Genomic DNA, 13,731 nt, shown 5'->3' with positions numbered 1-13,731 from the left:
GTTACCTCTCGATGTTGCATGATGAAATAAGCGAAGGTACTTGCTCAAATAATTGTGACCAATGTTCTATAGTGCAAACGCGACTAAGGTTATCACTATTACTGCCCTCAGATATTTGAGTCAGAATATTTTTACTGTTCAGGTGGCTCGCACCTACATACCTAATAACATTCATATTGGCCGCTTGGGCTGCGCAAACACCAGCATGAGAGTCTTCTATCACTAAACAGTTTTTAGCTGCTACCCCCATTGAATTGGCGGCATGTAAAAATAAATCAGGGGCAGGTTTACCATGTTTAACCTCTGAAGAAGTAAATACCTTGCCAGCAAAATAGTCTTCAAGCTTGGTATAATGTAACGAGTTTTTTACTTTTTCTGGGCTACCACTTGTCGCAACACAACTGTCTATTTTAAGCTGAGATAGCATCCACTCAAGATCATTGGTCTGTTGCAGTTCTACAGCAAACACGTTAATCAGTTCTGCTCGATAGCGTTCACGAAATTCACTCGTCAGCTTGACTGAAAAGTCTTCAAAAACTTTCGCGGTGACATGCTTAAAATTAAAGCCTAAAAAGTTAGTGAGGAAATAGTCTTCAGAGACAACAACGTCTAACTTTTTTAGCATACCTAGCAGTACACGCTGACTTAATATTTCACTATCGACTAATACACCATCACAATCGAAGATAATTAATTTTATCGGCTCATGTGGAGATAAAGCTATAGATTTGTTCAACTCTACTTATCCTTATTGAGTTTTGGTCAATTACTGAGTTTTTCAGTTAGTTAATCCAATAGATACTACTACAATCATACCAAATTGATTCAATTATTACCCATGGAGTACTAATTAAAAGTTAAGTCGCTCCAGATGATAGTTCTGCAATATAATAAATGACTGTATTAGCCAATTAATCTCACTTAATAAACGGTTTAATAGGAGGCTTAAACGATATTTTAGCCTCCATCTATTACTAATAATGGATTAACTGTCGTTACATTGGGTTGATAAACTGTTCAATATCTTTAATTGATAATTCAGGTGTCGCACCATGATTTTGAGCCACCATAGCACCGACAGCACAGGCAAAATCAACCGCATATTGTGCATTGGTTGTATTGCATAATTGATAGATCAAAGAACCTAAAAATGAATCACCAGCCCCTACCGTATCAACAACCTTAATTAAAAAACCTGAGTTATAATAATTTTTATCATTAATTTTAAGTAACGCACCATGAGAGCCTTTGGTAACGCACATATAGGGTGTATTGGTTTGTTCAGCAATAAACTCAAGGTTTTGTTCTAACGAGTTAAACTTAGAGCCCATAGCATGCGCGATTTCGTAAAGTTCATCATCGTTCAGCTTAACAAAATCTGCTTCTTGCATTAGTTCAACTAAGGTTTCTAGTTGGTAATGCGGTTTGCGTAAGTTCACGTCAAAAATCTTAAACTTGGCTACCTTTATTAACTCTCTTAAAGTATTTAATGAGGTAGCTTGACGACAAACTAAACTACCAAAAACAAAAATATCAGCAGACGTCACTTGCTCAATAAGGTCTGGAGTTAAGGCAATGTTATCCCAAGCAGTGTCCGCAACAATTTCGTAGGAAGCTGAGCCACTTTGATCTAATGTCACTTCAACCGTACTGGTTTTCTTTTCAGAATTAATTGCAATAAAATCAGTGTTCATTTGTCGATCTTTTATTTGATCAACAATTTCATGACCTAAAACATCATCACCCACAGCACTGAGCATTTGTGCTTTTATACCAAGAGAATTTAAGCGTAAACAGACGTTTAGCGGCGCGCCCCCTAAACGTTTACCACTAGTAAAACAGTCCCATAACACTTCACCAAAGCAGTTAATGGTGATTTCACTTGCCGCTTTATCATTGATGAATAAGCTATTCATTATAATTTCTCCGCTGCTAGTTTTTGGTTAAGGGTATTCTTCATAATATTTTTGATATTACTGATTGGTAAATATAATTCATCAATCGCGTTGCCATACAACTCACTAAAAACAGGTTGTTCAATGAGATCACCAAACAAGCTATTAATTCTTAAGAAAGCTAACTTATCTTCAGTGGTTTTATGCGCATACTTAGCAAGATCATTTTTCATTGCATCTTGAATATCTAACGCTTCTAACGCTTGGTTAACTTGTTTGTCACTGTATAAACACCATGTTGCAATAACTAACGTAGCAAGTGAACAGTCACGCCCAAGCGCTAAGTTTTCATTTATGGTGGCGATTAAAAACTTAGGTAATTTAGCTGAACTTTCAGAACAAATACGCGCTAAACTATCTTTAATGTTTGGGTTTGAAAAGCGTTCAATTAACGTGTCTTTGTATTCATCGAGATCAATACCCTCTAATTCATCAAGTAGCGGTGTAACTTCTAAGTCCATAAAAGCACGTAGATATTGGGCAAAATCTTTATCTGATACGGTTTCATCTATTGTTGCATAACCATGGATTGAACCTAATAAACCTAATACTGAATGACCTGCGTTCAATAAACGTATTTTCATTTTTTCAAATGGTGTTACATCTGTGACAAACTGCGCACCAACTAAATCCCAATTAGGACGACCATCACTAAAGTTATCTTCAATTACCCATTGTGAAAATGATTCACAGGTAATTGGCCATTCGTCGATTAAACCAAAAGTATCTGCCACATAGTCAATATCAGCTTTTGTTGTTACCGGGGTAATGCGATCGACCATAGCATTAGGGAACTCAACATGATCTTCAATCCATTGACTTAATTCAGGATCTTGTTGCTGAGTAAAAGTAAGTAGCATTTTACGTGTTACGGCACCGTTATGTTGAATATTATCACAAGACTGCACAGTAAAAGCTTTCATACCTTGGCTTTTACGTATTTGTAATGCTGCAGCAATATAACCAAATGCTGTTGTTGGATCTTCAGGATTGGCAATGTCGTGTATTATGCTTTCGTTTTCTAAATCTAAATCGCCAGTAATAGGGTTTAGGTTATAACCTCCTTCAGTAATAGTTAACGACACAATTTTTGTATCGTTATGCGCTAGCTTGTCTACCACTGCCTGTTTGCTATCTGGTGCAAAGATAAAGTCAATCATTGAACCAATAATTTTGTTATCTATTTCGCCATTTGGATGACGTACCACTAAAGAATACAAGTAGTCTTGTTTAACTAAAACATCACGTAAACCCCGATTATTTTCTAATAAACCTACACCACAAATTCCCCATTGCTCAGAGCCTGGTGTTTTTAATAATTCATTAATATATACCGCTTGATGGGCACGATGAAAACCACCAACACCAATATGAACAATACCCGGCTTAAGCTGACTACGATCATAAGTAGGAATATCAATATTGCTAGGTAAACTCGCTAATGTTAATTGGTTTAACGAGTTGCTTTGTGTTTCATTTAATGAAGTAATAGTCATGTTTTTTGCCTTACGGTATAGGATTAACCCTAAAAATATAGGCTGGATAACGCTAATTCAGGCTATCCAGTTTGTTGAATTGTATTTATTTACTTTTAAATTACTACTTGTTCAGCGCTTTTTGACGTTTTAGCGACATATAAGCGCTCGCGAAATAGGTGATAGTAAAGATAAAACAGTAAAATTCGAATTCCGCTTTATTTACATCATAAATATCCATGGTTTCACTGAAAAACATAACTTGACAAGCAAAGGCAGTAATAACCAATAATGAAATAACTGAGACAACATTTAATAGTTTGCTCATGACACTTGTATCAATAATAAAAGGCTTATTGTTAGTAGCTTGCTTAACTTGATAAGCGACAATTTCTTGCTGCTCAAGTAATTCTGCCGCTTCTGCTCTGGTATAGTCTCGATCAGCACCATATTGCTTAGCTAAAAAGGTGTAAATAACAATGCTGAATATCCAAGTAGGGATGAATAAGTAATAGAAAGACATTACGTCTAAAATATTTAAACCAAAACCAAAAACTAAAGCTAAAGCCCAAGTAGCAATGGCAGGAATACTACGAGAAATATTTTGGTATTTAGCCCAATAACGCGTTAAACCAACTTTTGGAAACAATACATGCTCTGCAAAAACAATACCGCCAACAGGAACAACTAATAAACCAGCGTAAGTTAATAATGGTAACATTTGAGAGAATACAAACGGGAAACAGGCAATAATTACGGTAACAACACCAACAATAGCGGTTGTTTTTTCACGTGATTGATTAACAAAAATAGACTGAGCAGCTAGCCCTGCACGATATAAATTAGCATTCGCCGTGGTCCAACCGGCAATAATAATAATAACAAAGCCAGTTAAACCTAATGCATGGTAAGCAACATCGCCTGGGTCTAATGAACTAATACTTGTTTTAAGTAATACCGCAGCACCTGCGCCCATAATACCTGCCGAAATCCAAGCTAAGTAATGCCCAAAAAACATACCAACACCAGAGAACAAGCCATAACTTTTACGTTTAGCAAAACGAAATATCGCCATATCAATTAAACCAAAGTGTGTAATTGAGTTGGCTGCCCAAGCGAAACCAATAACTTCAAACAAGCCAATACCTTTTTCACCATCACTGGTAAATCCAGTCCAAATAGAGCTATCACCAATAGTCATAAAATCACCCCACCCAGTTAAGGTGGTTGTACCTAAAACATGATTAGATAAGGCAGGGAAAAGCGTGAAAGAGCCCGCTATAAAAATAACAAATAACCAAGGCGCGCATATTTTAGAGAAGTCCGCAACGGTTGAAAAACCGTACATAGCAACAAACACAACAATAGAACCAACCGCTAAGACGATTGCCACAAACCAAAAACTATTTGGATACCAATTAAGTTGTGCAGGTATGTCGAATAAAAACCTGACCGCGGTAGAAGATACTGTGATCATGGCTGCAGAGATAACCGAGAAAATAACGACATTAGCCCAGTTATAAAGCTTGGTCATTGAATTACCAGCAATTTTATTAAGGTAATTATATAAACTTAAGCGAGTTTCAACAGCAATAGGTGCTGTTAATAACCACCAAGACATCATTGCTAATAAGTTACCGATAACTAAACCTAAAAGGATATCTTTGGTCGATGCACCTAAGGCAACAAAGGTTGCCCCAATAACAAATTCGGTCGCAGCAACATGCTCTCCTGCATACAAACCAGCGAAATGTTTCCAGCCATGTAATTTGCTTTTTGCAACGGGCATTTGTTCTTCATTTATATCACTAAATGAATTATCTCTCTGAATATCAGACATTTATCTTTTCCCCATTTTCATTTTATAAACAAATATTAAGAGATAAATATGTGTTTCATATTTACGCCTCTATTATTTTGCTTTTATTTTATGTATTAACCGTAAATTCAGTAAGATCGAAAGTATTTGCGTAACAATCAGCAAAGTCAGACCTAGAAAAAATGAAACTATTATTTAGCGCAATAACTTCACTTTGTTTAAATATTTTATTTTTATAAATTACTAGGGCAAATGCCCAGCTACCGAGCATAATCCCACCACAAGTTTATATAGTCAACAAATTTATTAATAAAAATAATGATAGTTGTAGATAAACCTACAGTTAAATTTTAAATTAATTGATGTATTCATGGTAATAAAACTTATAAAATAAAAATAAAAACAATCACTTATAAAAAATAAGAAAAGGATCATCTAATTGATTTTGAATTAAAATATGATCAAATAATAGAAAGAGTGACTGCTTGGGGTACAGTAGTTAATACAAGTGTGTGATATCTAAGTGCTGATGGCTAAGCACCATTGAAGAAGAAGTGAAATAAAGTTAAGCCATACTAATCAAAACTATGGTCAGATTAGCTTGTTATTTTATGGTATAGACAAGGTATAAAAATGGCTTCAACCTGTTTGTTTATTGCGAACATAGCCTTGAATAACCATTTCATCGAGGTCTTTATTTTCTTGTTGCTGTAACTGCTCTTGTAAGACTTGATGGCGACTTTGTACAATCCCTTCTATTCCTTTGGTAAAGTTCATCTGCTTTAAACAGGCTTGCTGTTGACGTGATTCGTCATTTTGTGACTGAGTGATTAATGCACTTTGTTGGTTAGATAAGTTGTTCAAGATCACTTTCATACCTGAAAGATTTTGCAAGCATATAGATGATTTCATACTTACATTCTTTTCCATGCTGTCGATATGTTGCTGCAATAATTGTAAACGTTGTTGCTCTTGAGCACTACGCTGTTGTAATTCCGATTGTTTAGCTAGCATCTGATCAAGCTTATCTTTTTGCATATCTTTAAACTTAGTTAGCATTATACTTCCCCATTATTAATTCTAACTGTGTAGCTGAGTCTGAAAAATCAATTTTTTCATTAAGCTTTTGACACAAAAAATTTTCAATTTCTGGATATAACGTCACAGCGGCATCGAGTTCGGCATCTTTACCTGCTTGATACGCGCCAAGTGGAATAAGTTCATGAACTTGTAAATAGCGACTATATAATTTCTTTAATGTATAGCAATTTTGCAATTGCGATGGATTCACAATATTTGGCATAACACGACTAATAGAAGCACCAATATTTATCGCTGGGTAATGCCCTTTTTCAGCCAGCGTACGATCAAGAACGATGTGACCATCTAAAATTGCCCGAGCGTTATCGGCGATAGGATCTTGTTGATCATCACCTTCGGCCAATACCGTATAAATTGCTGTCATTGAGCCCTGGCTTTTTTCGCTATTACCTGAGCTTTCAACAAGCTGAGTTAATTTACTATAAACTGAAGGAGGATAGCCTTTCGAAGCGGGTAACTCTCCTACAGATAAGCCTATTTCTCTATAGGCTTGCGCATAGCGTGTTAGGGAGTCCATCAGTAGCAGCACATTAAGGTTTTTATCTCGAAAATATATAGCAAGTTGATGGCTTAACTCCGCAGCTTTAACTCTAAGTAAAGGAGAATCATCAGCAGGTGAAGCGATAATAATTGCTTTTTTTAAGCCTTCAGGACCGAGACTTTGTTCGATAAATTCCTTAACTTCCCAACCTCGCTCACCAACAAGCGAAACAATAACCACGTCCGCCGAGGTAAATTTAGTCATCATGCCCAATAGCTTACTTTTACCTACGCCTGACCCTGCAAATAGTCCCAGACGTTGACCTTTTCCAACAGTAAATAAACTATTGATGGCTCGAATACCAACATCCAATGGCTCAGTGACCCCTTTACGTTGTAGAGGGTTTAATTGAGTCGATTTTGAAAGCTTAAGCGCAACATTTTCTTGATCTTTTGCTAATGGCCCGAGGTCATCAATAGGATTCATTTGTGCATCAAGCACACGCCCTAACAATCGTTCATCAATACAGACAGAAGGCTCATTCTTGGCAACTCGAACACGAGCGCCAGCGTACAAATCTTGAATTTTATTCAATGGCATTAAATAGGCTTCAGACTCATGAAAACCAATAACTTCAACGTCATACCAAGTACCATCAATACCCTCAACTTGATACTTTTTCCCCATGGTGAAAACACCTCCTACTGCTGTCAGCGTCAAGCCATTTACACGGACCAAACGGCCGTAGCTTTGCAAGAGTGGTGGAGATGTTAACGCGCAAGTTGCTTTTCCTAAGCGCTCTAATAGGGTGCTAGTCATGAATTAATCATCACTCAATAGTGCTGTAGTTGCTTCATTTAGCAAGGCATCTAAGCGTTGCGAGAATGATAAACTATGTGTTTGCTGATCAGCAATTAGTTGAACATCACCTTGGGAGAGTTGTTCATCAAACGTAACTTGTGTAGTAAGCACCTCTAATGCAGCACCATCAAGCCAGTCTTTATCTGCTGATGAAAAAACAACCTCTTTGATCTTATCCCGTCCAGCTAATAACTCTATAGCTTGCTGAACAAGCACAATCATGCGCTGAGGTTGTATTTTTAGCTCACAATCTAAAACCGTTTTGGTGACTTTAGTAATTAAAACACATAACTCTTTAATAACGTCATCTGATTGTAAGTTAATATTTTTTTCAGACTGTTCAAATAGATCATTAAAGCGCAAAAGTAATGTTTGCTTATGCTCATCTATCTGCTCTTTAATTAAAGTTTCAACACGCTCATTCACTTCCTGAGCCATTTTTTCTTTTTGTTCCTCAATACTTTGACGAATTCCTTCATCAAAGCCTTTTTGCCAACCAAACTCTTCCGCCTGCTTTAAGCGTTGATGTAAGCTTTGCTGTTGATCGGTTTTTGTTAGCGTAGGAAATCGAAACGGTTCACTCATCATTAACCAGCCGTTTCTTCTTGGTAGAGTCTATAATCAACTTCACCTTTTTTGCTCATATCTCGTATTATGTTCATAATTTCCCGTCTAGCGGCTTCAACTTTGCTAACAGGTTGCGCCGATAAATTTTCGATTTGCTGTGTATATACTTGCGCCAAACGCTTAGGTAACGAGCTTAGTAGACGTTCCATAAAATCAGGTTTCGACCCTTTTAATGCCATGGTCCAAAGTTCATCTGGGATATCATTTAACAGTTGAGATAGTATTTCGTCTGACTGTAAAGTTAGACTACTAAAGTCATACATACGCTCTTGAATCGCATCAGCAACATTATTATCGTGCTTTTTCATTACCGAGATAATATGACTCTTATTACCACTGTATCGACTCATAATTTCAGCTACTTTATCAACACCATTGACCTGTGCACCAACTTGACAACCAACAAATTCAATACACGCTTCAATTGTCAAACGAATATCGTCCATTACATGTTCACTTACTTCGCGTAAACTTGCTATTCGATACAATAAATCATCATGTTTTGGCTCTGGAAATAGTGATATAACAGCCGCCGCTTGCTCTGGCGGTAAAAAAGCCAAAAATAGTGCCTGCATTTGTACATGTTCTTGCTCTAAAAAGCGCATAATAAGTTCGGCAGGCACCCATTCCAAACGACGTAAATCATCATTCATAGCCCCACCGTAAATATCATCAAGCATTCCTCGAGCAAGACGTCGACCTACAGCCTTATCTAAAGCACGTTCTAGGTATGCACGAGAAGCACCATTTACACCGCTTTCGTTACGATAACAATCAAAAAAGTGAGTCAGTGTATTAGCAACATCATTTTTAGTAATATTTGATATTTTTGCCATACGCTCTGAAATAGCTTTAACTTCACGTCGACCTAATTTACGTATCACACTTGCCGCATTTTCTTCACCCATACTGAGTAATAAAATAGCGGCACGGTCTAGCGCTGGTATTGATATAGCGGCACGGTCTGGACCCGGTACCGATATATCTATACCATCATGATTTTCCTGATTCACTTTCAACCCCTTGCTCTACCCAATATTTAATGACTGATGTCACACGCTCAGTTTCACGGCTAGCCAATAATTGCATATGCGCAATTTGCTCTTCGAAATCACTACCGACTTTAGGTAATGCAATAGTAGAGTTAGTATTAGCGTTAGCGTTAGCGCCAGCAGTGTTATTTTCTTCAGTTGTATTTTTCTCAAGTGCGTCATCCAACGGTGTACTTTGACGCTCAAAAGGATGCTCTGAGCTAGCGCCATTAACTTGATTTTCAACAAGAGTTGCAGCAGGTGCAGTAATATTTTTACCTTTAATTAAATGGTTAACAAGCGGACGAACACCAAATAAAATAAGTACTAAGCTTATTAATAAACCGAAAATATAACGCGCATATTCTCTAACTTCAGGCATCTGCCACCACTGTAAACCTTCACCAGGGGCGAGTACTTTTGCCTCAACAAAAGCGAAACTAGTAATATTGAATTGATCACCACGTTCTAAATTATATCCTGTTGCGGTTTTAACCATTTGACCTAAAGCATCAAGGTTTGCTTGTTGCCAGCCCTCTTCAGAGCCTGATGCAGCCTCGTTTACCAGCACAGATAGACTCATATTAGTTAAACGACCAACTTCGTAACGCGTATGTGTTACAGAACGACCATTTTCATATTCACGACTGCTCTCACTGCGCTCAGAGATTCGTTCATTATTGTCTTCTTCCCCATCAGCCTCAGGTAATGGTGGTTGATTCGCAAGTGCTCCCGGTATACCACCGGCAAATTGGTCTTCCGTTGAGTCTGATTTTAATCGCTCTTGCTTAAGAACATTTTGCGGGTCAACGGCTTCTTTCGTTTCTTCAACTACACTGAAATCGACTTCTGTTGAAACCTGAATTCGATAATTCCCTTCACCTAAAATAGGTAATAGCATGATCGATGCTCGTTGCTCGATATTACGCTCCACTTTTTCAATAAAAGCGAGTTTCTTATCTGTCTCTTTACCGATGGGAGTACTATCATATAAATTACCACTAAGTAACTCACCACGTTGATCCACAACAGAAACAGAACGTGGATCTAGCCCAGGTACACTGCCAATCACTAACGAGATGATAGCCTCTACATGTTCAGCTTTGAGCTCATGTCCTGGTGCTAAATCAACCATTACCGATGCCGCAGTTTTTTGCTCATTACGACCAACAAATAATGTACGTTTAGGAATAGCTAAATGGACACGGGCATTACGTACTCCTTGCATATTAATAATGGTACGAGCAAGCTCTCCTTCAAGCGCATGTTGATATTGCATTGATTCAATAAATTGACTAGTACCCATTGATACTTTACTGCCAATATTTTCAATACCTTCAGGCATAGAAGCTTTAATACCTCTTGCTGCTAAAGTGATACGGGCGTCAGCAAGTTTTTCTTGAGGTACCAAGATATTGCCGCTATCCGTATCTATTCGAAAGGTAATTTCTTCTTTATCTAAAATTTCAAGAATATTTGCTTTATCATAACTTTCTTGATTGCCATATAAAGGCACATAATTTTTTGCGGAAGTCCATAAAATAATAACAATAGTGGCTGCAACTAGGGTGGCTAACAATGCAATTGTTGCTACATTCTTCTCACCATGACTCGCTGCTGTACTGATTTTATTGGAAAAGTTAACCACTTTTTCGCGCAAGTTCACTTCATTACGTGGCTGTGAGTCAGCTTTTGTTAGTTCACCTTTCATACTTTAATACTTTCCCATTACAGTGACATGCGCATGACATCATCAACGCCATTTAACACTTTGTTTCGAATTTCCATTAACATAGAAAAACTTAAGCTAGCTTTTTGACTCGCAACCATTGCACCGACAACGTCATCACTACGCCCAGTATCTACAGCAGCCATCATTTGACCTGAAATATTTTGCTGCTCATTAATAGAGCGCACAACTGATTTAAAATCCCCGCTAATAGAATCACTTCTTCCATAAAACTGAGTATTAATTTCAGTAGACATAATTCTATCTGCAGTAATATCAGCAGGCATAATGCGATCGCTCGCAATTTGCTGCATATCAGTCATTTTACTCAGCATTAATCTTTGGCTTTCAATTGGTGACATTTTTAAATTCCTTACATTTAAGCTATTGCATCTATATCAATGCCATTTTCACGCATGGCAGCAAGTTTGTATCTAAGTGCACGAGTACTAACACCTAGTGCCTCTGCAGTCTGTTTTCGGTGTCCCTTAAAGCGACCTAATAAATCATATATATAATCAAATTCCGCTTGTTTTTTATTGTTTTTTAACTGGTTAGCACAAATATTTGCTGCTTTTTGAAAACAATGCGGTAAATTTAAATCACCGACTTGGATCTCTACCCCTCTAGCCATAACAATCGCTCGTTGAATTACGTTTTCTAACTCTCGAACATTACCTGGCCAGTTGTAACAAAGTAAAATATCTTCGGCTTGTGGACTAAAACTAAATTTATCTGAGCCATACTTAGTAATAAAATGCTGTGCAAGTGGGAGTATATCTTCAGAGCGTTCTCTAAGCGTTGGACAACTAAGGGGGAGTACATCTAAACGATAAAACAAATCTTCTCTAAATAAGCCTTTTTCTACTTGTTCTCGCAGTGGTTTATTACAAGAAGCTATTATCCTAATATCAAGCTTAATACGTTGGTGACTACCTAATCTCTCAACTTCTCGCTCTTGAATAACTCTTAATAACTTAGCTTGTAGCTCTAATGGTAACTCAGAAATTTCATCTAATAAAATCGTACCACCGTTTGCTAATTCAAACTTACCAACTTGATTACTCGTAGCACCTGTGAATGCTCCTTTGTTATAGCCAAATAACATTGACTCAAGCATATTTTCTGGAATCGCGGCACAGTTAATAGCCACAAAAGGCTGGCTTGCACGAGCAGACGCTTTATGAATAAAATGCGCCAACTTCTCCTTACCTGTTCCTGATTCCCCCATAATTAATACACTTGCATTCGTCTGCCCTGCGCGGTTAGCTAAGCGTAGCAATTGTTGAGATTTATTAGAAACAGCAATTAAACCTTCGGCTCCTTGCTTCATAGAATCAGCGTTACGGATAGTTAATTTCAGCTGTTCAGGAAAAAAAGGTTTAAGTAAAAAGTCAACTGCGCCGCCTTTAGTTAACGATAAGGAAGCAAGCTCACTTTGAGACGAATCAACAAGGGATATAATTTGTCCATGTTGACAAGTTCTACGAATGAGTATTACTAAGTCTACCAGCGACATTTGGTCATTATCAGCATCAATAAAAATCAACTGAGGCTTTAGGTCTAAACAGTAGCTAATTGCATCAGGTAGTGAATTAGTATGCAATAGTTTAAAGTTTTCACCACTTACAGCGCTTTCAATTTCTTGACTAGGCTTTGTATGTGCAAACCACAATAGGTATTTTTGATCCATTATTTTCTCCTTGCCCGAAATCAATTTGAGCGTCTAAATAAACGAACTAATACTCGTCTATTTGAAGATTTCCCAAGAATGGTACTATTGTTAGCAACAGGGTAACGCTGACCGTGCGCGCGTACTTCTAACATACTTTCTGGTAAGCCAAATTCGACTAAGCGAGCCGCAACATCATCAGCACGTTCTTTCGAAAGCAGTCTATTTGCTAGTGGTGAACCAACATCATCGGTATGACCATCTATCATCACTTTTTCAACGCTAGGATCTAATGCTATAAAGCGCGCTAAATCTTTTAAAAAAGTAATATCTGCTTGTTTTCTTACTATGCGTTCACCTAGTTCAAATTCAAATTCATGATCTCGTGCTTGATCCCACGATAATGGAGAAAGTTGGTGACGACAATCTTGATACTTTGAAATGACATTATCGCTAAAGGTATTTGCAAACGTTAGACGTAGTTCTTCATCACCAAAACCAACAATAGCATCGAGCCAAAAACCTTGTTTAATAGCTCGTAGTAACGAGGCGATTCCTGAATAAAAATAGACTTGCTGCTGTTCTATTTCAGATGAATTAAACATTATCTTAGGGGGTATTGTTTGTGCTGATTGCCAATCTGCTCGACGTGTAAAAACTTGCACATTGGTAATTTCACGATCAGTTAATAACCATCGAAGACTCAAGTTTTGAGGCTCTCCTGCTCTCGAGGTTACACTCAACTCTGCATATTCATCAATGGTTTGTGATAACTGACAAAAAAAAGAATCACCACTAACTTGCCAAGTGCTGTTTTCATAGGTTTGTTGAATATTACGCTCGGCATTACTGTACTGCGTAAATAATAAGGTGTAAAAAAAGAGAATAAAAATACAAAATTGACGGAAACAATTTAACATTTATGTACCTGTTCCTTGTAAAATATTAGCAATAAGCGGAACATCACATATAAGATGAGA

At 37.4% G+C, this 13,731-nt stretch carries 12 protein-coding genes; all 12 read right to left on the bottom strand.

Annotated elements, in window-relative coordinates:
* Position 1 precedes the first annotated feature (1 nt).
* Positions 2–736, bottom strand: a complete 735-nt coding sequence (locus Q4496_RS15055) for an HAD family phosphatase (protein ID WP_303610761.1) — start codon at positions 734–736, stop codon at positions 2–4.
* A gap of 259 nt (positions 737–995) precedes the next feature.
* Positions 996–1,916, bottom strand: coding sequence for a carbohydrate kinase (locus tag Q4496_RS15050; protein ID WP_303610760.1), 921 nt, complete (start codon positions 1,914–1,916; stop codon positions 996–998).
* Positions 1,916–3,451 (bottom strand): mannitol dehydrogenase family protein, encoded by a 1,536-nt coding sequence (locus tag Q4496_RS15045; RefSeq protein ID WP_215974168.1) that lies wholly within the window; start codon positions 3,449–3,451, stop codon positions 1,916–1,918. The genes Q4496_RS15050 and Q4496_RS15045 overlap by 1 nt, the downstream gene beginning before the upstream one ends.
* A 103-nt stretch (positions 3,452–3,554) precedes the next feature.
* Complete coding sequence (locus Q4496_RS15040) at positions 3,555–5,270, bottom strand: cytosine permease (RefSeq protein WP_303610759.1); 1,716 nt, start codon at positions 5,268–5,270, stop codon at positions 3,555–3,557.
* Between the two features lie 618 nt (positions 5,271–5,888).
* Entirely contained in the window at positions 5,889–6,308 is a 420-nt protein-coding gene (locus tag Q4496_RS15035) for a hypothetical protein (RefSeq protein WP_215974166.1), read from the bottom strand.
* On the bottom strand, positions 6,298–7,650 hold the full coding sequence (locus Q4496_RS15030) for a FliI/YscN family ATPase (RefSeq protein ID WP_215974165.1): 1,353 nt from the start codon (positions 7,648–7,650) through the stop codon (positions 6,298–6,300). Before Q4496_RS15030 ends, Q4496_RS15035 begins: the two co-directional genes overlap by 11 nt.
* 3 nt (positions 7,651–7,653) lie before the next feature.
* On the bottom strand, positions 7,654–8,280 hold the full coding sequence (locus tag Q4496_RS15025; protein ID WP_215974164.1) for a FliH/SctL family protein: 627 nt from the start codon (positions 8,278–8,280) through the stop codon (positions 7,654–7,656).
* On the bottom strand, positions 8,280–9,332 hold the full coding sequence (locus tag Q4496_RS15020) for a FliG C-terminal domain-containing protein (RefSeq protein WP_303495283.1): 1,053 nt from the start codon (positions 9,330–9,332) through the stop codon (positions 8,280–8,282). Before Q4496_RS15020 ends, Q4496_RS15025 begins: the two co-directional genes overlap by 1 nt.
* Positions 9,313–11,061 carry a flagellar basal-body MS-ring/collar protein FliF gene (gene fliF / locus Q4496_RS15015; RefSeq protein ID WP_303610758.1) on the bottom strand — a complete coding sequence of 583 codons (1,749 nt, stop codon included), beginning with the start codon at positions 11,059–11,061 and terminating at the stop codon, positions 9,313–9,315. Before fliF ends, Q4496_RS15020 begins: the two co-directional genes overlap by 20 nt.
* A 17-nt stretch (positions 11,062–11,078) precedes the next feature.
* Positions 11,079–11,441: a flagellar hook-basal body complex protein FliE gene (locus tag Q4496_RS15010; RefSeq protein WP_303601780.1), complete on the bottom strand. Its 363-nt coding sequence runs from the start codon at positions 11,439–11,441 to the stop codon at positions 11,079–11,081.
* A 17-nt stretch (positions 11,442–11,458) separates the two neighbouring features.
* Positions 11,459–12,772, bottom strand: a complete 1,314-nt coding sequence (locus Q4496_RS15005; protein WP_303601781.1) for a sigma-54 dependent transcriptional regulator — start codon at positions 12,770–12,772, stop codon at positions 11,459–11,461.
* A gap of 20 nt (positions 12,773–12,792) precedes the next feature.
* Complete coding sequence (locus tag Q4496_RS15000; protein WP_215974160.1) at positions 12,793–13,671, bottom strand: OmpA family protein; 879 nt, start codon at positions 13,669–13,671, stop codon at positions 12,793–12,795.
* Positions 13,672–13,731 lie beyond the last annotated feature (60 nt).

The organism is Colwellia sp. 5_MG-2023 (assembly GCF_030547795.1).
Taxonomy (GTDB): Bacteria; Pseudomonadota; Gammaproteobacteria; order Enterobacterales; family Alteromonadaceae; genus Colwellia.
This window is presented reverse-complemented; position numbering and strand designations above follow the sequence as displayed.